25 protein-coding genes and 1 pseudogene are annotated in these 25,900 nt (G+C 59.6%); 15 read left to right on the top strand and 11 right to left on the bottom strand.

What is annotated here, in order from left to right; all coding sequences use genetic code 11:
• Positions 1–7: 7 nt before the first annotated feature.
• From ACN0WV_RS08130 to ACN0WV_RS08140, 3 genes are read right to left on the bottom strand one after another with little or no spacing between them, the layout of a single operon-like run.
• On the bottom strand, positions 8–1,657 hold the full coding sequence (locus tag ACN0WV_RS08130) for a tripartite tricarboxylate transporter permease (RefSeq protein WP_417604935.1): 1,650 nt from the start codon (positions 1,655–1,657) through the stop codon (positions 8–10).
• A gap of 34 nt (positions 1,658–1,691) precedes the next feature.
• Positions 1,692–2,174, bottom strand: a complete 483-nt coding sequence (locus ACN0WV_RS08135) for a tripartite tricarboxylate transporter TctB family protein (RefSeq protein ID WP_417604936.1) — start codon at positions 2,172–2,174, stop codon at positions 1,692–1,694.
• Between the two features lie 57 nt (positions 2,175–2,231).
• Positions 2,232–3,197 (bottom strand): Bug family tripartite tricarboxylate transporter substrate binding protein, encoded by a 966-nt coding sequence (locus ACN0WV_RS08140; protein WP_417604937.1) that lies wholly within the window; start codon positions 3,195–3,197, stop codon positions 2,232–2,234.
• A 143-nt stretch (positions 3,198–3,340) separates the two neighbouring features.
• Between ACN0WV_RS08140 and ACN0WV_RS08145 the strand changes: the two genes are divergently transcribed.
• Positions 3,341–4,258, top strand: a complete 918-nt coding sequence (locus ACN0WV_RS08145) for a LysR family transcriptional regulator (RefSeq protein ID WP_417604938.1) — start codon at positions 3,341–3,343, stop codon at positions 4,256–4,258.
• A gap of 382 nt (positions 4,259–4,640) precedes the next feature.
• Here the strand turns inward: ACN0WV_RS08145 and ACN0WV_RS08150 are convergent.
• The 5 genes and pseudogenes from ACN0WV_RS08150 to ACN0WV_RS08170 form a co-directional block, all read right to left on the bottom strand.
• Positions 4,641–5,027: pseudogene (locus ACN0WV_RS08150) on the bottom strand (transposase); the annotation flags it as partial.
• 153 nt (positions 5,028–5,180) lie between these two features.
• Positions 5,181–5,855 (bottom strand): hypothetical protein, encoded by a 675-nt coding sequence (locus ACN0WV_RS08155; protein ID WP_417604940.1) that lies wholly within the window; start codon positions 5,853–5,855, stop codon positions 5,181–5,183.
• The gene (locus tag ACN0WV_RS08160) at positions 5,852–7,177 is read right to left on the bottom strand and encodes a tyrosine-type recombinase/integrase (protein WP_417604941.1); all 1,326 of its coding nucleotides are present in this window, start codon (positions 7,175–7,177) and stop codon (positions 5,852–5,854) included. The genes ACN0WV_RS08155 and ACN0WV_RS08160 overlap by 4 nt, the downstream gene beginning before the upstream one ends.
• Before the next feature lie 367 nt (positions 7,178–7,544).
• Positions 7,545–7,865, bottom strand: a complete 321-nt coding sequence (tnpB, locus tag ACN0WV_RS08165; protein ID WP_417604943.1) for an IS66 family insertion sequence element accessory protein TnpB — start codon at positions 7,863–7,865, stop codon at positions 7,545–7,547.
• A 281-nt stretch (positions 7,866–8,146) separates the two neighbouring features.
• Entirely contained in the window at positions 8,147–10,030 is a 1,884-nt protein-coding gene (locus ACN0WV_RS08170) for a mechanosensitive ion channel family protein (protein ID WP_417604945.1), read from the bottom strand.
• Between the two features lie 488 nt (positions 10,031–10,518).
• Here ACN0WV_RS08170 and ACN0WV_RS08175 point away from each other — a divergent pair, with 488 nt between their 5' ends.
• The 3 genes from ACN0WV_RS08175 to ACN0WV_RS08185 all read left to right on the top strand — a co-directional run bounded on the left by ACN0WV_RS08175 (position 10,519) and on the right by ACN0WV_RS08185 (position 13,002).
• Entirely contained in the window at positions 10,519–11,694 is a 1,176-nt protein-coding gene (locus tag ACN0WV_RS08175) for a low temperature requirement protein A (RefSeq protein WP_417604947.1), read from the top strand.
• Positions 11,691–12,365 (top strand): potassium channel family protein, encoded by a 675-nt coding sequence (locus ACN0WV_RS08180; RefSeq protein WP_417604949.1) that lies wholly within the window; start codon positions 11,691–11,693, stop codon positions 12,363–12,365. The genes ACN0WV_RS08175 and ACN0WV_RS08180 overlap by 4 nt, the downstream gene beginning before the upstream one ends.
• 124 nt (positions 12,366–12,489) lie before the next feature.
• Positions 12,490–13,002 (top strand): DUF3011 domain-containing protein, encoded by a 513-nt coding sequence (locus ACN0WV_RS08185; RefSeq protein ID WP_084350096.1) that lies wholly within the window; start codon positions 12,490–12,492, stop codon positions 13,000–13,002.
• Between the two features lie 83 nt (positions 13,003–13,085).
• Here ACN0WV_RS08185 and ACN0WV_RS08190 read toward each other — a convergent pair whose 3' ends face one another.
• Entirely contained in the window at positions 13,086–14,012 is a 927-nt protein-coding gene (locus tag ACN0WV_RS08190; RefSeq protein ID WP_417604951.1) for a LysR family transcriptional regulator, read from the bottom strand.
• Between the two features lie 404 nt (positions 14,013–14,416).
• Between ACN0WV_RS08190 and ACN0WV_RS08195 the strand changes: the two genes are divergently transcribed.
• The 7 genes from ACN0WV_RS08195 to ACN0WV_RS08225 all read left to right on the top strand — a co-directional run bounded on the left by ACN0WV_RS08195 (position 14,417) and on the right by ACN0WV_RS08225 (position 18,238).
• Entirely contained in the window at positions 14,417–14,818 is a 402-nt protein-coding gene (locus ACN0WV_RS08195) for a hypothetical protein (RefSeq protein WP_417604953.1), read from the top strand.
• A gap of 167 nt (positions 14,819–14,985) precedes the next feature.
• On the top strand, positions 14,986–16,113 hold the full coding sequence (locus ACN0WV_RS08200; RefSeq protein ID WP_417604955.1) for a transporter substrate-binding domain-containing protein: 1,128 nt from the start codon (positions 14,986–14,988) through the stop codon (positions 16,111–16,113).
• Between the two features lie 19 nt (positions 16,114–16,132).
• Complete coding sequence (locus tag ACN0WV_RS08205; RefSeq protein ID WP_417604956.1) at positions 16,133–16,699, top strand: hypothetical protein; 567 nt, start codon at positions 16,133–16,135, stop codon at positions 16,697–16,699.
• Positions 16,700–16,729: 30 nt separating this feature from the next.
• Positions 16,730–16,894 carry a hypothetical protein gene (locus ACN0WV_RS08210; protein ID WP_417604958.1) on the top strand — a complete coding sequence of 55 codons (165 nt, stop codon included), beginning with the start codon at positions 16,730–16,732 and terminating at the stop codon, positions 16,892–16,894.
• Between the two features lie 83 nt (positions 16,895–16,977).
• Positions 16,978–17,187 carry a hypothetical protein gene (locus ACN0WV_RS08215; RefSeq protein WP_417604960.1) on the top strand — a complete coding sequence of 70 codons (210 nt, stop codon included), beginning with the start codon at positions 16,978–16,980 and terminating at the stop codon, positions 17,185–17,187.
• A 16-nt stretch (positions 17,188–17,203) separates the two neighbouring features.
• Complete coding sequence (locus ACN0WV_RS08220) at positions 17,204–17,599, top strand: lysozyme inhibitor LprI family protein (protein WP_417604961.1); 396 nt, start codon at positions 17,204–17,206, stop codon at positions 17,597–17,599.
• 267 nt (positions 17,600–17,866) lie between these two features.
• Complete coding sequence (locus tag ACN0WV_RS08225) at positions 17,867–18,238, top strand: hypothetical protein (protein ID WP_417604963.1); 372 nt, start codon at positions 17,867–17,869, stop codon at positions 18,236–18,238.
• Between the two features lie 117 nt (positions 18,239–18,355).
• Here ACN0WV_RS08225 and ACN0WV_RS08230 read toward each other — a convergent pair whose 3' ends face one another.
• Positions 18,356–18,988, bottom strand: coding sequence for a DsbA family oxidoreductase (locus ACN0WV_RS08230; RefSeq protein WP_417605104.1), 633 nt, complete (start codon positions 18,986–18,988; stop codon positions 18,356–18,358).
• A gap of 406 nt (positions 18,989–19,394) precedes the next feature.
• On the opposite strand from ACN0WV_RS08230, the gene ACN0WV_RS08235 reads away from it, so the two are divergent.
• Both ACN0WV_RS08235 and lexA read left to right on the top strand, forming a co-directional pair.
• Entirely contained in the window at positions 19,395–19,646 is a 252-nt protein-coding gene (locus ACN0WV_RS08235; protein WP_417604965.1) for a hypothetical protein, read from the top strand.
• Between the two features lie 385 nt (positions 19,647–20,031).
• Positions 20,032–20,724 carry a transcriptional repressor LexA gene (lexA, locus tag ACN0WV_RS08240; RefSeq protein WP_084350104.1) on the top strand — a complete coding sequence of 231 codons (693 nt, stop codon included), beginning with the start codon at positions 20,032–20,034 and terminating at the stop codon, positions 20,722–20,724.
• Positions 20,725–20,894: 170 nt separating this feature from the next.
• Here the strand turns inward: lexA and ACN0WV_RS08245 are convergent, their stop codons facing one another.
• Positions 20,895–22,961: a ComEC/Rec2 family competence protein gene (locus ACN0WV_RS08245; protein WP_417604966.1), complete on the bottom strand. Its 2,067-nt coding sequence runs from the start codon at positions 22,959–22,961 to the stop codon at positions 20,895–20,897.
• 78 nt (positions 22,962–23,039) lie between these two features.
• Between ACN0WV_RS08245 and gltX the strand changes: the two genes are divergently transcribed.
• Entirely contained in the window at positions 23,040–24,452 is a 1,413-nt protein-coding gene (gene gltX, locus ACN0WV_RS08250; RefSeq protein WP_417604967.1) for a glutamate--tRNA ligase, read from the top strand.
• A gap of 81 nt (positions 24,453–24,533) precedes the next feature.
• Entirely contained in the window at positions 24,534–25,829 is a 1,296-nt protein-coding gene (gene gltA / locus ACN0WV_RS08255; protein WP_417604968.1) for a citrate synthase, read from the top strand.
• Positions 25,830–25,900 lie beyond the last annotated feature (71 nt).

The following is a 25,900-nucleotide window of genomic DNA, read 5'->3' on the forward strand; positions in this document are numbered from 1 at the left end:
CTACCTTTCAGGTCCGATGTTTAGGAGATTGGGAAAATGCGCGGTAAAGGTGGTAGCAGCCCATCGCAGCCACCAACGCCGCCAGCACCTGCCGCACGAGACCCGGCATCATAGCGATGGGCACCGCCACCAGCAGCGCCGCGACAGGCAGGAAGTACGGTGCACAGACCGCGTCGCGGCGGTTCTGGTAGATCGGGAAAAGGACCGACAGGACCGCCAGGATCAGGAACAGCAGCGACCAGGGCCGCGTGACAAAGACGACGAGGTCAGGGTTGATCGACATCGCCCGGATCAGGTTCACCTCGGCGATCGTGCCAAGGACGACCCCCAGGATCAGCGGCGCAAGGGGAAAGTTCGCCCGCGCCATCACGTATCCGACGATGCCGAAGATAAACATCGTCCAGACGTCGAACATCGTGTTGTTGACCGAGAACACGCCCATGGCACAGTAAAACAGGATGATCGCGACCAGGATGTAGATCGGAACCCGGATACACATGATGAAGACGCGCAGCGTTACCGACTGCATCGCTACCATCACGATATGAGCAAGGATGAAGGTCACGAAGATCAGATAGGCGATCGCGGGCTGCTCGCGGATGAAGGTTGGGCTGGGCGCGACATCGTGGATCAGCAGGGCCGCCAGCACGACCGCGGCAACCGCGTCGCCGGGGATGCCCAGCGCCATCAGGATCATCAGCGAACCGCCCTGGGTCGCGTTGTTGGACGCCTCGGGCGCTATGATGCCTTCGACAGCGCCCTTGCCGAATTCCTCGGGGTTGCGCGACGCCTTCTTGGCTTGGTCATAGGCCAGGATGTTCGAGATCGATGCCCCGGTCGCGGGCAGGATGCCGACAAACAGACCGATAAAGCTGGACCGGATTGTCGTGCGCCAATTCGTCAGAATCGTCCGGATCGCCCGCAGGTGCGGGATCCGCTGGCTACCCGCTTCGCTGTCCATGGACAGCGACCTGCGGCCGATTTCCCGGCTGGGCATATCCAGCAATAGCTGGCTGAAGGCAAAGACGCCGATTAGGATCGGCAGATAGTCGAACCCGCCGTCCAGGGTCCGGTTGCCAAAGGTGAGCCGCGAAACGCCGTTCACCTGTTCTTCGCCGATCGCGGCGATCAACAGGCCAAAAGCGCCGGCAAGCAAACCCTTGACCATGTTGTCGCCAGACAGGCTTGCCGTGATCGTCAAGGCAAAGACGATCATCATGAAATAGTCCCACGGGCCGATTTCCAGCCCGATGCGCGCAAGGTACGGCGACAGCACCAGCAGCGACAGGCCGCTGAGGATCCCGCCAATGGCAGAGGACCAGATCCCCAGCCCGAGCGCCAAACCCTGGCACCCGGACCGCACCATGGGCAAACCGTCAAAGGTCGTCGCGACCGACGCCGGCGTGCCCGGAATGCCGATTAGCATGGCCGAGATCAGGCCACCCGACAGGCCACCCACCATGACACCTATCATCAGGCTAAGCCCGGCGCCCGCGTCCATCCCATAGGTGAAGGGCAGCACAAGCACGACCGCCATGGTGATCGAGAACCCCGGGATTGCCCCGACGATCAGCCCGGCAAATACGCCGCCGACCATCATAAGCAGGTTCCAAACCTGGAAGGTCTCGGCGAGACCAAGCATCAGACCATCGATCATTGTGAAACTCCAGAAATCACGTCCCGCATCCCGATCACCACAGGGTGCCGGTCGGCATGATCACTTTCAAAACATTGGTGAAGATAATCCACATCAGCCCCACCGAAGCGAGCGCGATGACCGTATGGATCATTATCATTCGGGGGCGGGGTTCGCCGATGAACGACAGGATGGCCATGACCATCACAAAACCCGCCAGCGGCGTTCCGATCAGCGGGACCGCGTAGACGAAGAAGCCGAAGCTGGCAAAAACGCCCAGCGCGATCACATCACGGCCGCCCAGTTTGCCGCCCATTCCATGCGCGGCCGCGGCATCCGGATAGTTGCGCTTGCGCCAGCCATTCAGGATCATGACAAGCGCCAGAACGCCGATAATACCGATAACGATTTGCGGCCAGATCTCGGCACCAAAGCGGGTGGACGGAAAGTTCCTGACAAAGGTTGTCTGATGCATCAGGACTGCCGAACCGGCCAGAATCCCGATGCCCAGACCGACGTTCTTCGGTAAAAAGGACATTGTCTATCTTCCGTTGATCCGCGCACCTGCCATTCGCTGGCAGGTGCGCGACGTTGGTCAGTCAGCCATGTAGATGTCGAGTTCGCGGGCGATCCGCTCCCAGTCATCAGATTGCTGCTGCCACCAGGCGGCGTACTCTTCCGGCCCCCGGTAATCGATGATCGCGCCCAGACGCTTCAGCTCGGAAACGGTCTTTTCATCCTCGAGCACCGACTTGAAGAGGTCGCCATAGTGCTGTGCGATCTCGTCCGATGTGTCGGGCGGCAACATAAAGCCGCGAACGCTGGCAATTTCCAGACCTTCGACACCCTGCTCTTTTGCCGTGGGTACGTCGGGCATCGTCTCGCTTCTTTCCTCGGCGATGTAGCCCAGCGGCTTCAGCTCACCGCCAAAGTACTGGCGCGCGTCGGATTCACCGACCTGACCCACATGAACGGTGTCCGACAGCAGCGCCGTGATGCGTTCACGTCCACCTTCGTACCCGATGATGTTGAACTCGATATCCAGCTTGTCTTGTATCAGAAGCAGGAAGAAGTGGGTGTTCGACCCAAGGCTTGCCGCGGCCAGGACTTCGCCCGGGTTTTCGGCAGCGTAGTCGCGCATTTTCGCAAGCGAATCGAACGGTGCGTTCGGGCCCGCCGCATAGAGGCCGGGCTCGACCGTCGCCATGGCCGCGGGGGTGAAACCATCCCAATTGAAATCGACGCGTCCGGTGATGTAGCTGCTCAGGATGGCCTCGTGCTGAAACAGCAGCGTGCAACCGTCGGGGGCTGCTTCGTGCACTTCGCGTGCACCGGTGTTGCCGCCCTGTCCGGTGATGTTGATCACCTGCAACTGCGGCTCGCTACCAACTCGGTTGGCGGCGTCCACAAGGATGCGGGCGTGGACATCAGAGCCACCACCGGCACCGTAGGGCACGATCACGCGAGCCGTCTGACAGGGAAATTCGGCTTGCGCCTGGGCAACTCCGGCCAGTCCAAGCGCGCCGGCAAGTGTACCGATAGTGAGAGCTACACGATTCATGTTTTCCTCCTCCTGAGCGGGCCTCGTTTGTGTGGCCCAAATTCTGCGGCACACTCTATCGGCGCACCTTTAATTGATCAAATATATATTTGATATCACTTTGCATATAAAATGTATATAGTAGCGAATATAGGAGGTGCGCTATGACCATGGACCTGCGCAAGCTGCGGATTTTCGTCACGATTGCCGAGACGGGCTCGTTCACTCAGGCTGCGAGCCACCTGCGTGTTGCCCAGCCGGTTCTCAGCTATCACATGACGGCGTTGGAGCAGCATCTTGGCGTGACCCTGTTGACGCGAAATGCACGTGGGACGGCCGTGACAGGTTCCGGTCGCGTGTTTCTAACGCATGCCACCAACATACTTAAATCGCTGGAAGAGGCAGAGGCCGCGACCCGCAAGGGCGACAACAGCGTGTCGGGCGATGTCGTGGTTGGGCTGCTCAACTCCATCGCCATTTCGCTAACGGTGCCGCTGTTGCGCGCTTGCCAAGACAAGCATCCGTCCGTGCGCGTGCGGCTTGTCGAAGGCAACAGCCAGACATTGCGGGCCGGGATCGAGACCGGCGAATATGATCTGGCGATCAATCTCGCGACGGTGGTGCGGGAAAAAATCCGACCAATCGCCGAGGAAGATTTCTACCTCGTGGGCCGCCCGCCGCACGTGACGTGTTCGGACGATGTACCGTTCCGCGATCTTCTTGCGATACCGCTAATCCTGCCGTCAACCCAGCATGGGTTACGCATGCTGGTGGAATGGAGCGCTTTGCAGATCGACGCGCAGATTAGACCCCTTCTCGAAGTGGATGGCATCAGCAGCGTCAAGGCGCTGGTGCGCGACGACTTTGGTGCCACCATCTTCAGCCGCTCGTCCCTTCAGAACGACGATCTGGCACGGGATCTGAACGCGCGGCGCATCATCGACCCGCCGATTCGCCGCCGCCTGGTGCTTCACCAGCAGACCGGGCGGCCCACAACCCGAGCTGTCTCCGAGGTTGGACGAATTGTCCTTCAAACCATCCACGACCTCGCGTCCGACGGGCTGTGGCGGCATCTCGATTAGGGGCGGCAGTCAAGGCGGCTTGATCGCGCCCGGGACGCTTCCGACGGTGGTTCGATGGCGCGGTACATCCTCACCGTCCCATGCAAGGCACTTCGATATTGCTCCCCCTAGGGTGGGCCGGATCGTCCGAAATCGTCCGCCTGATAGTCGGGTCAGGGCAAAATGCGCCGTTCTACCCTTTCAGCGAAAAACCCGCGCAGGACACGTCAGCGGGCCCGGGCTTTGATGATGTAACTGCTCCCCAACGGCGTCGATGTGCCAAGGTGGGTCTACAATGACCCACAAAAAGGAGAGCGGTCATGTCGGATATTACCACAGTCGGCCTCGATTTGGCGAAGAACGTAAGAAGTGGCTCGGTTGATCTGAACAGGTTCCGGCTCGGTTATGCCGCTGCCGCTTCGGGCATCGACTGGCTGAAGTAGGCCTGATTGGGGGTTTTCCCGTCAAGCGATGAATGGGGACGGCGGCTGTTGTAGGAGCCGATGTATCGGCCGATCCCAGCCCGGGCCTCCGAGACGCTGGCATAGGCCCGCAGATAGACCTCCTCGTATTTGATGGCGCGCCAGAGGCGCTCGACGAAGACGTTGCACCGCCAGGCCCCTTTGCCATCCATGCTGATCCTGATCTCACGGGCGGCCAGCGCGTCTTCCACAGCTTCTATGCAAAAGTCGGCCTCCAGCGTGATCGATACGCGCCATGCCAGAACCCGGCGGGTAAACCAGTCCAGCACGGCGGCCAGATAGATGAAGCCGCGCGCCATCGGGATGTACTACTCCGATAGGTTGGTGATTGTCGCCGAGGCCCGTGCGGGACTCCATGGCGGGGCGACGGAGCAGATTATGTGACATGGTCTTCCTCTTGGTACTTCTCAGTTACAGGAGGACCTTGCCATGCTGACAAATCGCAGGATAATGCCGGAAATTCATTTTATTCTGGAGGTTTTTTTACCTTCTTTTGCAAATGCTTCTGCGGCTTGTCGTGCAAACTCGCGTGCCGTACTCTTGATTCCTGCAGCTTTAAAGACGTCGCGCACCATCTCGAAAAACTTGCCCGAGGGAGCAGTCTCGTAGGGATCCCAGGAAGGCGAAGCAGGTGTGGCAACAAATTCGTCGTAAGCAAGAACGCAGATGTCGGCAATCGCACGCGCACCCTCAGCTGGAGGGCGGCCATCAGTTTTTTCTTCGTAGGATTCGAGGACTTCGATTGCCCGAGCGACTTGAGAGCCCATCGCCTTGATGGATGCAGCTTTATCGAGAACACGTTGACGATACCCGAGATCAAGCAGGATTCTGACCTTTCGATCTTTTTCAAACTCCGGGACGTCATCCAGTCCGACAATTACTCGTGACAAAGTCTCACGACCGACAGTATTTAGCCGGTCGAAGGCTGATGCCGCCTTTGTCAACGTATTGTCGAGGATTTTGAGGCTCTTGATCGCCTCGGCTACCTCCATGTCACTTTGACGTGGGAAATGCCTTTCTCTGTCCGCAATTTGAATGGAAATGAGGAGTTTAATAAGCACATCGATTTCGGTCATCGTTGCCGAGCGCAAATGCTTCTGCAAGACAGGTCTTAATTGCACTGCATTTTCGGTCATTCGCCCATACCTTTGTCGGCATCCTGAAGTGGGGCCGACTCTGTTCCGCGCTGCACACGTCTTGACCAAGCCGTCATCATTTCCCGCCGTCGTTCGAGCATATCCGAACGCTGATAGGCCCGCTCTACTTCCGAGCCGATGAAATGCGCCAGCGAAATTTCCGCCATGTCACGCGGATAGCCTTCCTCGGCCGTCCATTGCCGGAAGGTGGAGCGCAGGCCGTGAGGCACGGCGGGGCGCTTGCTAACAGGGTCCAGATAACCATTGTCGCCTGCCTTTACCCGCGCCTCCTGTATCCTGCGCATGACGGCGGAGATACTCATGTCGCTCAACATTCCTCCGCGTGGAGCAAAGAACACGTGAGAAACGCCATCCAGGCGCGGCAAGGTTTCCAGCAGAGCCAGCGCCTCATGCGTGAGCGGCACACGATGCGGCCTACGGTTCTTCATCCTTGAAGCCGGAACATTCCAGACGGCCCGTGTAGCGGGTGTAGCGCACGTAGCAGCGCCTCCGGTATCGATTTCATCCCATGTCATACCACGAACCTCGCCCGATCTTGCAGCTGTCAGGGTCAGGAATTGCAGTGCTCGCGCGGCCATGCCGTCGCGCTCCGCAAGGTCGGCCCACCAGCGCGATACGTCTTCTAAGGCCAAAGCGGGGTGATTGCCGCCGTTTGCCACCTTGGCAGGCTTGGGCAGCATCTCGGATAGATTACCCTTCCAGCGCGCCGGATTGTCGCCAATGCGATGCCCTGCCACAGTCGCCCAAGACAGAACGTTTTCGATTCTGCCGCGAAGACGGGATGCAGTTTCAGTTTTTGTCTGCCATATCGGCTCCAACACGCGCAGAACGTCATGCACGGTGATTTCCGAAACCAGCGTTTTCCCAAGCCTCGGCGCTGCGTAGGTGTCCAGGGTCGAGCGCCATTGCTTCCGGTGTTTTTCATTTTTGAACTCTGACAACTTCGCCGCAAGGTACTTGTCTACGGCATCTGCAAACCTCATACCTTCTTGGGCTTTGCGCTTGTCAGCCAGGGGGTCGCCCCCAAGCATTGCCTTACCCCGGTTCTCGAGCGCCAGCTTGCGCGCTGTGGCCAGTGTGACCGCAGGTGGGCTGCCAAGCCCGAGTTCGCTCCGCTTCCCGCGAATGGTGATGCGCTGGACCCATTGTTTCGCGCCGCTCTCGGCCACACGCAAGAAGAGGCCCTGACCGTCAAAGTACTTGCCGGGCTTCGTCACGGTCTCCACAAGCCGGGCGGACAGAGCGCGTTCCGGCTTTCTACAATTCTCCCGCACCAAGATATCCCCCAATTCATCCCCCACCTTAACGTGGATCAGGCCGGATCATGCAGGAACATGGCGCACAATGAAAGGTGTAAGTGCCTATATTTAAAAGAACCTTACGGGACGCTATGGAAACCTCTGGAAATGCTCATGGCGGCCTGTCTCTCCGCCAAAAAAAACCTGCATAGGTTTCGGATTTTACTTTCCCAATACAGCGTCTTAGTAAAACGCAGGCACACCTGAATGCGTCAGGTTGCTAGACAATTTGCTACACGTTTCTTCTCGTTCACAGTGCTGCGTGCTGACATCTTTAGCAGCAGAAGGGTCTCCAGCGCGCCTGAAGCGGGGTGTCTAAGCCCGCGCATCTCAGGGGAAGATTATGAATAGAGTGACTGGCGCAATTCGTTCAGGGCGTCTTGGGCGCGCAGTAGTCGTGCACGGCTTGCAGGGCCTCGATCTGCGCCCGGCTCAGCGTGATGATACCGTCGCGGATCGCGGGCCAGGGGAAAGCGCGTTCCTCCAAGCGCTTGCAGGCCGTCACAAGTTCGCTTCCGTCCCGGAACAGGATCGTCATCCGATCGGCGCGCTTCGCCTGGAAGACGCAGCCCATGCCGGTGAACGGATCTACCTCCAATTCCGACGGGATCAGGGCGACGAGACCGTCATGCCCCTTCCGCAAGTCTACGGGCTTCGTCGCCACCGAGATCCTGACGCCCTGCGAGGACATCAGCCACAACGTGGGGCGGGGACACCGCTTACAATACAATTGAAATTTTGGGCAGGCTGCATTCGTGTTCGCCAACGCATCCTCGTCAGGCATCGGTACGGTCCGTCCTGCATGCATGCATTGGAATTTCAAAGGCTTAAAACCGTTCCTTCTAATCAAGAAGCCTCGGCATCACGGGTGACGCAACACCGGGAACTTCGTCTTCGATCCGGGCCATCAGAATTCGGCATTGACCAACGACGGTCTTCAGAACCAGGCACTTGCGAAGAAATTCAACTCGGCTACGCTTCCATGCCGCTGACCACATGTATGGTTGAGGACGGGATGGCGAACCCGGTTCCGTTGGTTTCGACCACTTCGCGGATCTCATAGAGCAGTTCTTCTTGAAGGGCGGTGAATTCGTCCATGCTTTCGGCGGCGAGATTTGCGTAGATATCGATCAGGATGGCGAACTCGCCGTATTCCACCAGCCGCACCCGCAACGGGCTTTCGGGCACCCGGTCATGTGCCGCCAGGTAATCGCGCACCCCGGCGATGATTTCTTTTACTGTATCGGACGGTGTGTCGTAGCGAAGGCGGATCTGGTGGCGGAACATGAACGCGCCGCGCTTGCTGTAATTGACGATCTTGCGCTTCGACAAGTCAGCGTTGGCAACGGTGATAAGGGTTTGATCCAGCGCGCGAATTCGGGTGGAGCGGATGCCGATTTCCTCCACGGTGCCGGCCAGGTCGTCAAACGCGCAATATTCCCCGACCCGAACGATCCCGTCAGCATAGAGGATCAGACCGCCGATGAAATTTTCAAGCGTTGGCTGCGCGGCCAGGGCGATGGCCAGACCACCAACGCCCAGACCGGCGATCACACCATAGATCGGGATGCCGATCTGGGTTGCACCGTATCCCAGAACCAGCAACGCGATCCCGAAGGAAAGCGCCCTGAAGCCGGTTTGAAGCAGGCTGGAGTCAAAGCTGGTCGGGCTTTCGGTGGTTTGCACGGTCCAGATGTAGATGAGTTGCAAGACCTGGTAGGTCAGCCAGGCGGCCGCGATCCAAACGATCAGGCTGCCGACGGTAGTGATGAAGAACAACAGCGCACCGGTGATGTTCAACTGATCGTTACAGACATGAACGGCGAGGTTCACGGCCAGGATCAGCAGCACCGGGTGGGCAATGCGCCGCAACTGTCTGCGACCACGGCCCTGCGGGATGGGGCGGCGCGCGTTCCAACGCAGATAGAGGATGATCGCTGACAGGAGCACCACGACCGTCAGGATCATCCCGATCCATTGCCATACGGTTTGACGACCGATCTGCCGCATCAGCCAGTCCGGGCCGTCGAGGATAAGCTGGTTCCAACGCGGGGCGATCAGCGTGCCGGGCGTGTAGATGTAGTAGCGGTAGGTGTCCTCGGTCATTTCCGAGATCACCGGCAGCGTTTTCAGCGTATCGTAATCGTCGGGTATGCGGTCTACGGTTGCGGTGGTGAACAGGTATTCCCCACGCCGTGGACCATCCGCCTGCCGCTCGATCGTCAAGCTTGTGCCGGGAAGAATCCACTTGTCCCGCAAGGCCCCGTTCTCGACCGTTTCCGCCGCGCCTGCGCCAACGCCGGGGATTTCGACCAGTTCGGGCAAGTGGATGCGGCTCAGGATCTCTTGCAACTGCAACACAAGCTCGATGACGGATTGTTCACGGTTGGAGGCGGAAATCTGGGAAAGGTCGAGCGTCTGTGCGGCTTTCTCGAACAATGCCCGGACCTTGGCGACGTTTTCCTCCTCCTCCGGGCTCATCCACAGGCTGTGCCGCGCCAGATAGCGGTCACGGGTGGCGAACCAAAGCTCGTTGGCCTCGGCCATGATCACGAGGAAGCTGCTCAGCGTCGCCCTTGGGCTGCGCGTATCGGGCGGTGAAATGGGGTTATGGACAATGCTGTCGAGTCTGCTGCGCAGAGCCTGGCTCTGCTCAGACCGGTCATGGATCATCCGGACAAGACTCGACCATGTGGTGGTGGCATTTTCTTCACCGGACGCGGCCAGGACGGGAGGATCGCCCGAACCGGCGCTCTGTGCGTGCGCGATGACGGGAGCCTGCATGCAGGTCAGCAACAGGATGGCAGCAAGCGCGGAAAACAGGTGCGTCCGGCGGGACCATAGCGCCGACATCATTCGCCAGCCTGCAAAAACACATTTCATCCTTGGTCCTCGTTTACTTGGAATGACCCGTTTTGCCGCAGGATATAGGCCCTGTCGTCATTCCCGTTGATAGGTCGCGATCCGATTGACAAAGAGACTGAGCCTTACACTTTGTTGCAGGGATCGAACAGAGCGTTGCACCGGTCATTGCCGGTTCGACACGAACCGCGCAGACCAGGCGTCGACACTGAACCAACCTTCGATGGACCGGCAGAAATTCACTGTCACATGGGGCTGCGCGAACGCCTGAGAATGACGCATCCGGTCAAAAACAGCCACATTGTTCTATTTTCGTGACAAGTGAAGTCGAGATTTGCGTCAGCTACACGCTCTTACAGTGGCGCTTCTTTTGCATATCATGATCACGGCAAGCGTCGCGCTAAATGGAGCCGGCAAAACAGTCCGTAGCCCCAACGAATACCGCGACTTCGACGGAAATAGCCAAGAACGAAGGAATATCCATGCTTTCATCCCTTCTGACCCGGTTGGCTCCGGCCGAGGCGCTGCGGACGCGTGCGGGCGGCCATGTCCGGGTCACAAATCTGGAGCTGTTCTTCGACCTGGTCTATGTCTTCTCGATCATCCAGCTGTCGCATTTCCTGCTGGAGCATCAGACATGGACCGGCGCGCTTCAGGCCGCAACGATCTTTGCCGCCGTTTGGTGGGCATGGAATTACACCGCCTGGGCCACGAACTGGATTGATCCCGATCATACCGCCGGACGGTTTCTGATGATCGCGCTGATGGGCTGCGCGATCCTGATGGCCATCGCCATTCCTCATGCCTTCGACGGGCGGGCGGGTCTGTTTGTGGGTGCCTACGTCATCATGGCATTGGTTCGCGCGGGCTATATGGCGGCTATCTTTCGGGGCCAACAGATGGGGAAGAACTATGCCCAACTGTGCGCATGGAGCGCGTTGTCCGGTCTGTTCTGGGTTGCCGGTGCGTTGGTCCCTGCCCTGCGACTGGAGCTTTGGATCGTTGCGGTGCTGATCGACTACGGCGCACCCTATGTCGGGTTCTGGCTGCCGCGCGTCGGGGCGACGCCGATGGAAAGCTGGCCTCTGGCCGGGTTGCATCTGTTGGAACGCAACCAGCAGGTTTTCATCATCTCGCTTGGGGAATCCATTCTTCTGCTGGGCGGGACGCTTGTCGGTGCGGCGCTGTTGGGGTCGACCCTGCTTGCTGCCGCTCTCGGCTTTGGCATCATCGTGACGCTGTGGTGGCTTTATTTCGTGCATACGACGAACACGGGCGAACACGCCTTCGAACGCGGCGGTGATCACACGAAACTCGCCCGCAGCGGTCTTGCCTATGCGCACGGCATCATGGTGGCAGGGGCCATCGTCGTCGCTGTCGCAATCGAGGAGATCATCGCGCATCCATCCGACCCCGCGCACCTGCCCACGATCCTTGTCGCGGTCTTCGGTCCCGCAATCTATCTGGCGGGCAGCGCGCTTTTCTATCGCACGATGGCGGAACGTATCCCGCTTGCCTATCTCGGTGGCTTAGCGGCGCTCATCATCGTTGGTTGGGTGGTCCACACATCCCACGCCTCGGGCCTTGTTCTGGGCGCGGGTGTGCTGGCCGTCATGATCGGACTGACAATCATGGCCGCACGCGAACCCCGTCCGTGAGACGAATTGGAAACCACCCCACGCGCCAGTTCTCGGAAGTCGCAAAGACCGGCGCGCTGCTTGCAGCCATCGTGTTGCACAACCTGATCTATCCGCTGTCGACCGGCGGCGGGGTCGGTCCGCTGATTTTCTATGCCGTCTATGCCTCGATCTTCGTCGCCGGAACATGGGCTTTGACCGCTGATGCCCGCTGGCGGGTCGCGGCGCTCGGCTCCGGCGTGGCCGTCTTTGCCGCCGGGGTGGTCAATTCCTATGCCGGGTCAAGCGGCGTGGCCCTTGCCGTCTATCTGACCTCCATCGCGTATCACGCCGTCATGATTGTCGTGCTCGTGCGCTATACCTTTACCGCGCGCACCGTGATGACCGAGGTGATCCTCGCCGCGACATCGCTTTACCTTGTGCTGGGGTCGATATTCGCCGCCGTGTTCGGCCTGGTCCTGTGGCTGGAGCCGGGCGCTTTCATCGCCTCGTCCGGGGCCGAGGTGCAATGGCAGCAGCTTCTCTACTACAGCTACGTCACGCTGACGACGCTGGGATATGGCGACATCGTGCCCGTCGGCTTTTACGCGCAGGCATTTGCAGCCTTCGAAGCGATCATCGGCACGCTTTATACCGTCATCCTGCTGTCGCGTCTGGTCGGACTGCACGCCTCATCGCAGCAGGTCACCTGAAGGGGTTGCAGGACGATTTCATCGAACGACACCTGCTTTGGAAAGGCAGGCCAAAACGGGGTCTCGCGGTGCCATTCGCCCCTGACCCCTTCTATATCTCGTAACCCTAAGAAAGGACGTTTCCATGCGAACTCCCCTCATCCTTCTCGCAGCAGCCGGCTTCATGGCTTCTGCAACCTCAGCGATGGCAGAACCCACTGTCGAATGCGTTTCACATAACCATAACTACAACGAATGCAAAGCCGGGCCGTTGAAAAGCCCCGTTCTCATTCGGCAGACGTCCAATTCGACCTGCATCATGAACCGGACGTGGGGCTTTAATTCCAAGACACGCCATATCTGGGTTGGAGATGGTTGCAGCGGTATCTTTGCCGACAACCACGGCTATCACCACGGAAAGACCAACACATCGGATCAAGGTGCCCGTCACTATGATAGGCACGGACACGACAATGGTGCGGCCGTCGGCGCGCTTTTGGGTGAGGTAATCATCGGCGCGATTCTGGATGATGGGAAAAAACACCATCACAAGCACCATAGCAGCAACCGTTACCCTTCAGACGGACCGGGCTTTACGGTGCCGAACGACTATAATGGCTGTCACGACATGGGTTGCCTGGTTGATCGGCCAGACTGATCTTGAAAGACCTTTGACAGAAGATCAGGGGTCCGGATCGAGATAAGGTCCAGTCCCGGGCAGGCACATGGGCGCTCTGCGCGCTATGTTCGGGACGGACCGGCAAACCTCTCAGCCATGTATTCATCCATCAGCGTACTCAACCAGTCCGCAAACGCGCTGATCATCGGGCTGGCGCTTGGTCTCTCCGGCGAGACAACGGCAATCGGCATGGCTGCGGTGCGCTGGTCCGACATGACTTCGACCAGCGAGCCGTCCTGAAGCATCAACTGCACGTCATATGCGGGTATCTGGATGAGGCCCATTCCGGCCTTGCAGCACGCGATAAAAAGCTCGGCGCTGTTCACGCTGACCAGGCACCTCATCCGGATCGACGATTCAACACCGTTCTCGACAATCGTCCACGGTTGGTCCCGGCTGGCACGCCGCGAGGAATATCCAACCGTGATATGCCGATGCAGGTCATCCACGGTCTGCGGCACTCCGTAGCGTTGCAGATAGGCAGGGCTGGCACAGTTGAGCATTTCAAGCTCGCCGATCTTGCGTGACATCAGGTTGGAGTCCTTTTGCCGGCCCACCCGGACGACGCAATCGAACCCCTCGCCCAACAGATCGACGGGGCGGTCGGTCGAGACCAGATCGAGTTCGATATCCGGATATCGCGCGAAGAAATCCGGCAGCGCCGGAGCAACGATGTGGTGCGCGATCCGGCTGGGCAGGCTGACGCGCAGCGCCCCCCTGGGTGCCGGACCATCCCGTGCGAACATCTGCTGCATGGATTCCGCTTCGCAGATCAGGGCGATACATCGCTCGCGGAACGCGTGCCCGTCCGGTGTCAAGGATACCTGGCGCGTCGAGCGTTGGATCAGGCGCGTGCCCAGTTCATCTTCGAGATCCTGAATCAGCTTGGACACCGATGAACGCGCTATTTGAAGCGAGGCCGCAGCCTCGCTGAAATTCAGGGTATCCGCCACCCTCACGAATGCCCGCAGGTTCAGAAGTCTGTCCATCGGGTCCCCATTGTTCGATCATTCCGACAAGAGTTGCCGATTTTGTGGCGCGAACGTCCCTCGTAAACCACAGGTTGCAATGTCACAATGACCAATGTGTTCGTGAAGGACATGATCCGCTTGTGCTGCTGGACGCCTGAACAGCGACGCGATGCGCGTCGATGAAACAGCCCGACCGCAATTGATGAAGGCGGGTGCGATTGAGGGATCGAGGGCACGGGATGCCCAGACTGCCAGAGGTGACCCACGCGACCAATGACGAAAGGCGTCAGATGTCGGCCCTGCCCGGACAGTGTTTTCGGAAAAGCCAATTTTGATTGCTCTTGAATGAGAGCCGTTCGACGAGGTTTCGGACATCGAAATTTCGATCGAATGGAAACAACTGAATAACGAGGATACGAATAATGATGAAATTGGTTGCCATCACGGCAATTCTTGCGCTTCCATTGGCTTTAAGTGCCTGCGACGAGATCAACGAGTGGGAGGCAGAGATAGACGCGGAACAGCAGGCCGCAGATCTCAAAAAATGCAACAGCCAGGGCTTCGTAACCGGAACCAACGCAATGGCAACGTGCATGGCCACCATATCGAATGAACGCCAGGCCGCACAGGCGCGTGCCGAGGCAAGCTATCAGGCATCCGAAGCCAGAAAAAAGGCCAAGAAGAAAACGGATATTTCGCGCGTTCCCGCGTCGACGCGACCAACCGCTGAAAGCATGGGTGTTGATCCCGGAACAGCGAATATGACCAGATGCTCGGATGGCGCATTGCGTGAAGACTGTAGCTTCGCTCCGCTCGGTTATTAAAGCATCGGATGGGACCAATCGAATTTAGCGATGTGCCGGACCTTTTCGGCAGGTCGTCAATTCGCTCCCGGAACCTTCGGGGTTCAAATCGTTTTCTTCGGGTCCACCCCGACACAGACGCGGCAACAAAAGCGGATGACGGCATGACGACCAGCGACCAAATACCGATGACAGCAAAAAACCGGCGGGGGCCGTTGCGGCAATACACCGTCACCGCGCTGGCTCTTTGCCTGTTGGCGCTGATTGTCCTGCCGGGGTTTGCCTTCGCGCAGAATGCTACCGGGGTTACGCGGGAGACCGTCAAGATAGGGCTTTACGAAAGCCCGCCCTTCGTGATGGCAGGCTCCGCCGAAAACCCAAGCGGCATGGCGGTCGACCTTTGGGAGAAGCTCGCCGAAGGCCTTGAGATCACGTCCGACTATACCGTCTATCCATCAATGTCCGAACTGAGGAAGGCGACGCAGCGCGGCGACGTTGGTGTCGCCGTCACGAATATGACCGTGACCCATGAACGCGCGAAAACCGTCGATTTCACCCATCCGTGGTTCGACGGGGGCATGAGGATCCTGACGAACCAGACAGCCGATACCGGTCTGGCCGCAGTTATCCGGGGCTTGTCGTCGGCGGGACACCTCAAGGCCTATGGCTGGCTGGCCCTTGTGATCGTCCTGTCCACGCTGGGACTAACGTTCTTCGACCGCCGTTTCGATCCCGAGTTTCCCAAGCGGTGGCGCGACGGGGTCGCCAACAGCTTTCACAACGTGATGTCCGTGGTCACCTCGGGGCGTATTCCGTCGCGCAAGAACCTGTTCGGCTGGGTCGGACGCATCTGGTCCGCGATCTGGCTGGTCTGCGGGATCGGCGTGCTTGCCTATGTCACGTCCACCGTGACCAGCGTGATGACCACGCTTGCCATCACCGGAACGATCACCGGGCCGGGTGACCTTCCCGGCCTGACGGTGGGTGTTTTCGAAGGCACCGTGGAGGAAGAATTTGCCGGGACCATGGGGCTGGACGCGCGTTCCTATCCGGGGATCGAGGCCGCGGTCAAGGCGCTTGATGCTGGCACGATTTCAGCGATCATCGGCGATGCACCGGTTCTGGAATACTTCGTCAAGATCAACCCCGGTCTGGGTCTGGACGTCGTTGGCCCGATATTCGAGCCGGACAAATACGCATTTGCATTGGAGCCGGGCAGCCCCTTGCGAAAGCCGATTACCGTCCAGCTGCTGGCCCTCAAGGAAGATGGAACGATCGACCAGTTGAAGCGCGACTATTTCGGGGATGCGTGGTGAGAAATCCGCGGTGCAAGACGTGAGCCACAGCGCGGATGCCTATTTCCATGTGCGGGTTCTGATCGGCCTTGTCACCGGCCTTGGCCTGACACGATTGCTGAACGGTCTGTCACGGTTCGTCCAGCATCCCGGCCATCCGGCGCATCTGGCATGGACCTTGTTCATGCTGATCTACATCATCCATTTCTGGTGGTTCGAATTCGGCCTCTCGGTCATCGCGCGCTGGAATTTCGAGCATTACGCCTTTGTCATTGGTTACGCAGCGTTGCTGTTTTTCATAACAACGCTGCTGTTTCCGGACCGGATGGAGGACTATTCCGGGTTCGCGGAATATTTCACATCCCGCGCCGGGTGGTTCTTCGCCTTGCTCGCGCTGGTTTTTGTCGTCGACATGCTCGACACATTGGTGAAAGGACGCGCCCATTTCACCGGGCTTGGGCCCTGGTATCCGGTGCGGCAGATCGGCCTGGCGATGCTGTGCTGTATTGCCATCTTCATCCGGAACGGACGGCTTCACCTGGTATTCGGCTTGATCGCCATCCTTGCCGAGCTTTGGTGGATCGGTTCCAAATTCCGGTTTCTTTAACTGTCCGACGACTGGTCAAGGAGAAAGAGTATGGCAAGCCTGCACGATCTGAAAGGCACCAAGGTGGCCATTGCCCTCGCGCTGCTGACCGCCATTGCGGCCTCTGCGGCAGACCCGGAAACGATCCGCATCGGGATTTCCCACTCGGACGCCACGATGGAAAGGCTCGACCAATCGTCAGAGCGGGTGAACTAAGCGAAATCTATTCGGCAGCCCCCGCAGGCGACGGCAAATTGGAAACGAACGATACCGGCATGATCAGCTTTGGAGCGGACACGTTGCAGATCTCGCCGCCGCAGGGCGATTTGGCCGTCTCTATCGCCGGGCTCATTCTTCCGGATCCCGTCGACATCAAAGGTGCCATCGCGGTCAACATCAACATCTTTTCGGCGCGCCGAAGCGGCGCCGGACATGATGACTGGCAACGCGGCGGTTGTTGCGGATTGATCCGATCGGACAATAGCGACATCCACGCTGCGCTCACTTAGGAAAGGACACTGAAAAATGACGAGAACCCGGCTTGCCATCGCCTTCGCGGCGGCCCTTTTTTCAACCGGTGCCAATGCCCAATCGAACTGTAGCTATGCGGCCGATCAAGCCAGCCTCAATCGGTGCGCGGACCAGGCATTGAAAGCCGCCGATGCGACTCTCAACCGGACTTACAAGGCGCTCATGCGACAGCTTGATGCGCCCAGCCAGCAAAGGTTGAAAAAGGCGCAACGGGCATGGATTGCCTACAAGGATGCACAATGTGCCTTCGAGGCAGAACCTTATCTTGGCGGCAGCATCCAGCCGATGGTTCTCGCCAACTGTCTGGAGGCGGTCACAACGTCGCAAACCGACTTGTTGGAGAAACATCTTTATTGTGAAGAAGGCGATGTTTTCTGTGTCCGTCAGTAGCGGAAAGGAATAGTCCTGATCGGGTTCTCACGCAGGTCCTCAAGTGGAATGCGCCCCAGAAAAGTCGTTCTCTACTTGAGGAATTTCCCCGGTTTTTTTGCGAAGGGCTGTCCAAAGCCGAACGCAGACGCCGCTTGGTCGAGACAATCCGCCTCTACGCACGGGCGTCCCTGCTGATCGTGGTCGAGATCGGCTACCTGCCCATTCCCCAGGGCCGCGCTAACCTGTTCTTCCAGCTCGGTCAACGCGCGCTAAGAAAAAGACGCCATGGTCCTCAAATCCAAGCGCGGCTTCGCCGACCTGGGGCGAGGTCGTTGGCGGTCCGGTCGTCGCCACTGCGCTTCTGGATCGGCTCCTGGGACACCGACACTTACCGTCCAACAGGAGCTAAGACGCCGCATCGAAAAGGTCGGGCGGTTTCCGAACGAGGATTCTCCGGCACGGCTGACAAGCGCCATGCTGGTCGAGATCGCCGATAAAATGAGCCGCCGAAACCAAAGCCTACATCAAATGGGAATGCCAGCATGCACGATCACGCCCGCGCCGAATTTCCAGACAACAGGTTGCTCAATCGGTTTGCTCTCGGGCGTGGATACTGAAAAACAGTGGGGCAAAGGTCAGTCGGCCCTCACATCATAATGAGGGATTTGGGGAGGCAGGTCAGCGGCTCTTTGATAACCCGTGCTGCCTGACATGGTGATTAACAGATCGGTCAGGCGTTATCAAAGGCCCCAATCGTCGATAGCGCTGTAAGGATCAGGCCTGTTGACCCAGCTCTTCGATGACTTTGGTCCATAGCTCCGCCGATTGCGCGCCCGGTACGGCATGTTTGCGGTCCACGATGAAAGTCGGCACCGAAGTCACGCCCATCTCGCGGGCTGCCGCGTCACGGTTGCGGATCTCGTCCACATCGGCGTCGGAATTCATCAACCGCATAACAACGGATGCGTCCATGCCGCATGCGTCAGCAATATCCGCCAGCACTTCGCGGTTGCCAATATCACGGCCCTCTTGGAAATAAGCTCGGAACAACGAGGAGACGATGGCGGTCTGCCGTCCTTCGATGCCACCCCAATGGATCAAGCGATGCGCATCCAGCGTGTTGGGCGTGCGGGTGATGCCTTCGAGGTTCAGATCCAGCCCCGCGGCCTTGGCATGTTCGCCAACCGGCATATAGGCCTTCACCGCGCCTTCCTTGCCGCCAAACTTGCCCTCCAGGTACGCGCGCCGGTCCATCCCTTCTGCGGGCATGTCAGGATTCAGCTGGAACGGATGCCACTCAATCTCGAACGGGTGGTTGAGGTTTTTCTCCAACGCGCGATCCAGTTGCGCCTTGCCGATATAGCACCAGGGGCAGATCGGATCGGACATAATATCGAGCTTAACCATCCAGTTGGCCTTGAATTGGTCGGGCAGCGCACGACGCAGGATCTTTCCATTGACCCCGCCGGGAAGCGCGACCATGTGCCGATAAAGGCGCTGCTGCTTGTAACCTGCAAGACAAGATAGCGCAAACTGAATGGCCGCTATGAAAGCAAGACACCTTGCAGCGTAAAGATTTGAAGCAAGAAGGTTGCGATTTCAGGAATACCTACACAGGAAAATTCAAATATGTTGAAGTATCGCATGTGAAAGAACGAGCATGAGCGCATGGAAAGTTTCCGGAATTTGCACCGTTCATCTCTTGTGCTCTTGTCATATGTGCCGGGGAATACCGCGAGGGACGTCAAAGTGCTGCACTCGCAACTGATCGTTGTTGTCGTATTGGCATCGCTTCCTTGATCAAGCGGGTCATGTGCTTGACCTGGCGGTGCGTCGTAAAAATCGTCGTCCGGACTGTTTTCTGATCTGCACGGCTCCACGGAGGGTTTGGTGTCGTCAAATGCAGGTGACGGGCAGCGCCTACACGAAGGTCCGCGAGAACAGCTACGCGCAGAAATGGGCGCATCTGACGACATTCGAGAGATGCGCGAATATCATTGGCGCGGCGGATTCGCCGGACACCGACCTTTTTTCCGAACTGCAACAATACTGGATTGCCCTATGAATACCCGCGTGAGGCGGTGGCCACGGACAGCCAGCGCGGCCCGATGCTGGATCGCCCCCGCCACCGTGTGGGCCATGGCCGACCCGGACATTGGCCCGGACGGACTGCGCGCCCCTGAGCGCTTACATGGCCCGCTACACTCCGCGCCGCGCTTCGGTGTCGTGCGGGGACAATCCCTTGAAAGGCCAGTGAAAGGGGTGATCGCAGATCAGAATTCACCGGATCTTAAAAACCGTTTGCTGTAAATATCTCTGTAAAGCACTGCCAATATCTTTGTCACGCTACACACGCTTTCGTCGGAATCGGTCCGCGCGGCACAAAGCGTTGACCCAAAACGGGAACAAGGGTAGAACAAATCAAGATAAACGAGGTGGAGTGGCAAGAAATGCTCACGAAGAAGCAACTGGACCTGCTGGAGTTCATTAACAAACGGATGCTGCGCGATGGCGTCCCACCCAGTTTCGACGAGATGAAAGAGGCGCTGGATCTGCGCTCGAAATCCGGAATACACCGACTGATCACGGCACTGGAAGAGCGCGGCTTTATCCGCCGTCTGGCCCACCGCGCCCGTGCGATCGAGATCGTGAAACTGCCCGACAGCATGAATTCGACGCCCGCAGGCTTTACACCCCGCGTGATCGACGGCGGTTCGAACGGGCAGCCGGCAAATGCCCAACCGATCGAGCCTGTGCACGCGATGGACCTGCCATTGATGGGCCGCATCGCCGCCGGTGTCCCGATCGAGGCCGTGTCGGACAGCCCGCCAAACATCGCTGTGCCCGGGCAGATGCTGAATGGCTCTGCGCGGCACTATGCGCTTGAAGTCAAAGGTGATTCCATGATCGAAGCCGGGATCAATGATGGCGACGTGGTGGTGATCCGCGAAACCAGCCAGGCCGATAATGGCGATATCGTCGTCGCCCAGGTCGATGGGTACGAGGCAACGCTGAAACGCTTTCAGCGCAAGGGCGACATGATCGTTCTGGAACCCGCCAACCCTGCCTATGAACCGCGCGTCTTGCCGACCGGACAGGTCAAGGTTCAGGGCAAGCTTGTCGGTCTGATCCGCACTTACTAAACCTTACCGCTCTGCCTCTTTTCCGGCAGGGCGAGCTTTGCGGGCGCGCGGCTTGTAGATACGCTTTGTCACCGGTCCCATGTCCGAGACAAACGAACGTTTCCGTTCGGGCCCTGTGTCTGACGAAAACGGGATGCGGTGCGCGCCTGTTGGTTGTCTCTGCATTGCGCTTATTTGGCAGTGGCGAGATTCAGGGATTTGCGCGCACCGCCAGTCCACGGTCTTTGTCCGGCATGTTCCGTTGCGGTGCGGCGCTCCATCCGCCCGTTTACAACGTCGAAAGACAGCGCACCGGTCCGGCGCAGTCTTTTGGGGCCGTACACCTCGCAAGGCAGTTTCTGGCCCTCAAGATCAACTGTCATCACCACGATGTCATTCGGCGCACAGCCCGCTTTTAGCAAAGCCGCCAGCCCGCGTTTGCCCTGCGCGTGCCGGAACAGCCGGTCGCCGAACATCAGGTCGCGCAGCACTCCGGTGCCGGGCCAGCGCTTGGCGGCCTGCGGTTGCTCTACCGCATCGCCGTCGTTTTCCAGCCAGACCCCGGCGACGAATCCCGCGCCTTTCGGCTTGCTCAGCGCCCGGCCCTGCGGCCCGAGGATGCCAACCAGCCCGCCATTCTCGGCCACCAGCACACCCGGCCGTTCCGCCCCGGCCCACAGCACCAGACCCAGCGCCACCGGTGCCAGACCCGCCCAGCGAAACCGCCCGTGCCAGAGCATCATCAGCAGCATGCCGCAGGCCAGCAGGGGCAGCACCCTGGGGCCGGGGCTGATCACCTGCCCCACCGCGCCATCCCACCCCGACACCGTCCCCGCGACCAGCAGGATCCAGTCCAGCCCCAGCCCCATCACCCAAAGTGCCAACCCCTCCAGCCCCAGCGGCAAAAGGCACGCCGCAACGACCGCCGCCGGCATGACCAACAGCCCCATCAAAGGCACGGAAACGAGGTTCGCCATCAGCCCGTAATGCGCCGCCTGATTGAAATGCGCCATGCCGACGGGCGCGGTCGCGGCCCCTGCCACGGCCGACGAGATCACGACCGCCAGAACCGGCCGCACCCAGCGCGGCATCCAATCCATGTCGATGTTCCGCAACGCCCCGAACACCGCGACAAGCGCGGTGGTGGCCGCAAAGGACATCTGAAACCCCGGCCCCAGCAACGCTTCGGGCCGCAAAAGCAACACGATCAGCGCGGCCATCGCCACGGCCCGCAGGCTAAGCGCGCGGCGGTCGACGATCACCGCCCCCAGCGCCACCGCGACCATCACGAAGGCACGCTCGGTCGCGACATTGCCGCCCGACAATGCCAGATAGCCCCCCGCCGCCAGCATCGCCCCCGCCGCCGCAAATTTCTTGACCGGCAGGCGCAGGGCCATGGCGGGCCAAAGCAGAAACCCAAGACGCAGCGCCGCGAAGACGAACCCCGCCAGCAGCCCCATATGCAAACCGGAAATCGCCAGAAGATGCGCAAGGTTGGTGCGGCGCAGATCGTCCAGGGTGCCCTGCCCCATGCCGGACCGGTCCCCGGTCATCACGGCGGCGGCAAAGGCCCCGGTTTCGCCCGGCAGCGCCGCCTGCACCCGCGCCGACAAGGCCATGCGGGCACGGAACACATGCAGCCCGCCCGCTGGCGGCTCCAGCATCAGAACGGGCGTACGGGTGTAGCCCACCGCCCCCAACCGCAAAAACCAAGAATGGCGACGGAAATCGAAACCGCCCGGCTCTACCGCGCCTTGGGGCGGCGACAGATGCCCGGTCAGGATCACCGTCATGCCGGGCGTGGGGGTGATGAACCCCTGCTCTCCGTGCAGAGACACCCGCACGCGGTCAGGCGTGCGCGCGGGCGAGGTGCGCCGCAGCACGACAGTGTCGAGCGTCAGCCGCACCGCGTCCGAGGCCGAGCGGTCAATCCCGACGATCCGCCCTTCGATGGGCCCGTAATAGCGAAAGCTCAACACAGGGGCAGACACCTGATGCGTCCGCGCCCCCGCCACGGCAAGGCCCAGCAGGACCAGCGCCAGTGCCGCCAGCACCGGCCCGGACGCGGCCCCAAGCCGCCTTTGCAGCATCAGCAGCCCCAGACCGGTTCCGCCGCACAGCCACAGCATCCAAGAAGCAGGCTCCACCCGCAGCAGGAAATACCCGCCGATCCCCAGCGCCAGGAAAACCGGTGCCCAGGCGAAGAGCTGGCCGCGCTGTTCCAGCATGGCGGCTTCGATCCGGTCCAGGGCGCGCATCTTGTCCTTCGCGTGTGTGACGTTTAAGGATGCCTCAACGCTATCCCTCCCAAGGTTTACAGAAGGTAAATATTGCCCATGACCGGCCAAGTCGTGACCCGTTTCGCGCCCTCTCCCACCGGCTACCTGCATATTGGCGGGGCGCGCACGGCGCTGTTCAACTGGCTGTTCGCGCGCGGACGCGACGGGCGCTTTCTGCTGCGGATCGAGGATACGGACCGCGAACGCTCTACCCCCGAGGCGACAGCCGCCATCCTGAAGGGTCTGGACTGGCTGGGGCTGGACCATGACGGCGAGGCGATCAGCCAGGCCGCGGGGGCCGCGCGCCATGCCGAGGTTGCGCATGAGTTGCTGGCCAAGGGGGCCGCGTATAAATGCTTTGCCACGCAGGATGATATCGCGGCCTTCCGCGAGACCGCCAAGGCCGAAGGCAAATCCACCCTGTTCCAAAGCCCCTGGCGCGACGCCGACCCGGCCACCCAGCCCGATGCGCCCTTCGTGATCCGCCTCAAGACACCCGCCGAGGGCACAACCGTGATCGACGATCAGGTGCAGGGCAAGGTCACGATCCGCAACGACCAGCTTGACGACATGATCCTGCTCCGGTCGGACGGCACGCCCGTCTACATGCTCGCCGTGGTGGTGGACGACCATGACATGGGCGTGACCCATGTCATCCGGGGCGACGATCACCTCAACAATGCCGCGCGCCAGATGGGAATCTATACCGCGATGGGCTGGGATGTACCGGTCTGGGCGCATATCCCGCTGATCCATGGACCAGACGGCAAGAAACTGTCGAAACGCCACGGCGCATTGGGCGTCGAGGAATATCAGGCGATGGGCTATCCGTCGGCAGGTATGCGCAACTACCTGGCCCGTTTGGGCTGGAGCCATGGCGACGACGAATTTTTCACCGACGAACAGGCGCAGCAGTGGTTCGGGCTGGATGGAATCGGCAAAAGCCCGGCGCGTCTGGACTTCAAGAAGCTGGAGAATCTCTGCGGCCAGCACATCGCGGCTGCCGACGATGCTGCGCTGCTGCACGAAATTGACGCTTACCTTAAGGCAGCCGAACAGCCCGCCTTGACATCCGCGCAGCGCGACGGATTGGGACGTGCGATGTATTGCCTCAAGGATCGCGCAAAAACATTCCCACAGCTCATTGAAAAGGCAGAGTTTATTCTGGCGAAATCTCCGATCGTTCCGGATGAGAAAGCCGCCGGACAACTTGATGCGGTATCCCGTGGTATACTGGCTGCATTGACGCCGCAATTGCAAAATGCTAGCTGGTCCCGAGACGAATTGGAGGGTGTCTTGTCCCGGTTTACCGAGGAGAATGAACTGAAATTCGGTAAACTTGCAGGTCCGCTTCGGGCCGCACTTGCCGGACGTTCAGTGACACCCAGCGTATTCGACATGATGCTCGTTTTGGGCCGGGACGAAACACTCGTCCGGCTGGATCAGGCTGCGGCCATTGGGAAAAGCTGACCAGATCATCTTGTCTCAATGCCTGTTGACATAGGAAGCCGTTGCATTCGCTCAACGGCATTGAGACGAAGGGACCACTTCATGGCAGAAAGTACCAAGAACGCTACCCTGCAACTGGATGGCAAAAGCTTTGATTTGCCGATCTTTAGCCCAACCGTGGGCCCCGACGTGATAGACATCCGCAAGCTATATGCCAATGCAGGTGTGTTCACCTACGACCCCGGCTTCACCTCTACTGCGGCCTGCGACAGCACGATCACCTTCATTGATGGCGACAAGGGCGAGCTTTTGCACCGCGGCTATCCGATCGACCAGTTGGCCGAGAAATCGCATTATCTCGAAGTCTGCTACCTGCTGCTTTACGGCGAGCTGCCCTCGGCGCAAGAGCTTGAGGATTTCGAAAACCGCGTGACCAACCACACGATGCTGCACGAGCAGATGCAGTATTTCTTCCGCGGGTTCCGCCGCGACGCGCATCCGATGGCGATCATGGTCGGCGTCGTGGGGGCGATGTCGGCCTTCTACCATGACAGCACCGACATCACCGATGCCTGGCAGCGCGAGGTCGCCTCTATCCGGCTGATCGCCAAGATGCCGACGATTGCCGCCTGGGCCTACAAATATCACACTGGTCAACCATTTGTGTATCCGCGCAACGATCTGGATTACGCGTCCAACTTCCTGCGCATGTGCTTTTCCGTTCCGGCCGAGGAATACGAGGTCAACCCGATCCTGAGCCGCGCGATGGACCGGATCTTCACCCTGCATGCCGATCACGAACAGAACGCCTCGACTTCGACGGTGCGGCTGGCGTCATCCTCGGGCGCCAACCCCTTTGCCTGTATCGCCGCCGGCGTTGCGTGTCTTTGGGGTCCGGCACATGGTGGGGCCAACCAGGCCTGTCTTGAAATGCTGCGCGAGATTGGCACCCCGGACCGCATTCCCGAATTCATCGAACGCGCCAAGGACAAGAACGACCCATTCCGCCTGATGGGCTTTGGCCACCGCGTCTACAAGAACTTCGACCCGCGCGCCAAGGTGATGAAACAATCCGCAGACGAGGTGCTGGACCTGCTGGGGATCGAGAACAATCCCACATTGCAGGTTGCCAAGGAACTCGAAGCTGCTGCCCTTGCGGACCCCTACTTCACCGAGAAGAAGCTGTTCCCGAATGTCGACTTCTATTCCGGCATCATCCTCGAAGCGATGGGTTTTCCCACCTCGATGTTCACCCCGATCTTCGCGCTGTCGCGCACCGTCGGCTGGGTTTCGCAGTGGAAGGAAATGATCGGCGATCCGCAGAACAAGATCGGCCGTCCGCGTCAGCTTTACCTGGGCAGCACCGCGCGCGACTACACCGATATCGAAAAGCGCTAAGTCTGCTCAGCGACGCAAACCGCAAGCCCGTCCCTTACAGGGGCGGGCTTTTTTCATTTGCCAGAGTTGCC

Source organism: Primorskyibacter flagellatus, from assembly GCF_048268605.1.
GTDB classification, from domain to species: Bacteria; Pseudomonadota; Alphaproteobacteria; order Rhodobacterales; family Rhodobacteraceae; genus Primorskyibacter; species Primorskyibacter flagellatus.

Excerpts from the sequence above, each read along its gene's own strand:
- ACN0WV_RS08130 (WP_417604935.1), bottom strand. The coding sequence starts at position 1,657 with ATGATCGATGGTCTGATGCTTGGTCTCGCCGAGACCTTCCAGGTTTGG.
- ACN0WV_RS08195 (WP_417604953.1), top strand. The coding sequence starts at position 14,417 with ATGATGAAATTGGTTGCCATCACGGCAATTCTTGCGCTTCCATTGGCT.
- ACN0WV_RS08190 (WP_417604951.1), bottom strand. The coding sequence starts at position 14,012 with ATGGACAGACTTCTGAACCTGCGGGCATTCGTGAGGGTGGCGGATACC.
- ACN0WV_RS08140 (WP_417604937.1), bottom strand. The coding sequence starts at position 3,197 with ATGAATCGTGTAGCTCTCACTATCGGTACACTTGCCGGCGCGCTTGGA.
- ACN0WV_RS08200 (WP_417604955.1), top strand. The coding sequence starts at position 14,986 with ATGACAGCAAAAAACCGGCGGGGGCCGTTGCGGCAATACACCGTCACC.
- ACN0WV_RS08225 (WP_417604963.1), top strand. The coding sequence starts at position 17,867 with ATGGTCCTCAAATCCAAGCGCGGCTTCGCCGACCTGGGGCGAGGTCGT.
- ACN0WV_RS08170 (WP_417604945.1), bottom strand. The coding sequence starts at position 10,030 with ATGATGTCGGCGCTATGGTCCCGCCGGACGCACCTGTTTTCCGCGCTT.
- ACN0WV_RS08175 (WP_417604947.1), top strand. The coding sequence starts at position 10,519 with ATGCTTTCATCCCTTCTGACCCGGTTGGCTCCGGCCGAGGCGCTGCGG.
- ACN0WV_RS08155 (WP_417604940.1), bottom strand. The coding sequence starts at position 5,855 with ATGACCGAAAATGCAGTGCAATTAAGACCTGTCTTGCAGAAGCATTTG.
- ACN0WV_RS08245 (WP_417604966.1), bottom strand. The coding sequence starts at position 22,961 with ATGCGCGCCCTGGACCGGATCGAAGCCGCCATGCTGGAACAGCGCGGC.
- ACN0WV_RS08230 (WP_417605104.1), bottom strand. The coding sequence starts at position 18,988 with ATGGTTAAGCTCGATATTATGTCCGATCCGATCTGCCCCTGGTGCTAT.
- ACN0WV_RS08210 (WP_417604958.1), top strand. The coding sequence starts at position 16,730 with ATGGCAAGCCTGCACGATCTGAAAGGCACCAAGGTGGCCATTGCCCTC.
- ACN0WV_RS08145 (WP_417604938.1), top strand. The coding sequence starts at position 3,341 with ATGACCATGGACCTGCGCAAGCTGCGGATTTTCGTCACGATTGCCGAG.
- ACN0WV_RS08220 (WP_417604961.1), top strand. The coding sequence starts at position 17,204 with ATGACGAGAACCCGGCTTGCCATCGCCTTCGCGGCGGCCCTTTTTTCA.
- gltX (WP_417604967.1), top strand. The coding sequence starts at position 23,040 with ATGACCGGCCAAGTCGTGACCCGTTTCGCGCCCTCTCCCACCGGCTAC.
- gltA (WP_417604968.1), top strand. The coding sequence starts at position 24,534 with ATGGCAGAAAGTACCAAGAACGCTACCCTGCAACTGGATGGCAAAAGC.
- tnpB (WP_417604943.1), bottom strand. The coding sequence starts at position 7,865 with ATGTCCTCGCAGGGCGTCAGGATCTCGGTGGCGACGAAGCCCGTAGAC.
- lexA (WP_084350104.1), top strand. The coding sequence starts at position 20,032 with ATGCTCACGAAGAAGCAACTGGACCTGCTGGAGTTCATTAACAAACGG.
- ACN0WV_RS08135 (WP_417604936.1), bottom strand. The coding sequence starts at position 2,174 with ATGTCCTTTTTACCGAAGAACGTCGGTCTGGGCATCGGGATTCTGGCC.
- ACN0WV_RS08185 (WP_084350096.1), top strand. The coding sequence starts at position 12,490 with ATGCGAACTCCCCTCATCCTTCTCGCAGCAGCCGGCTTCATGGCTTCT.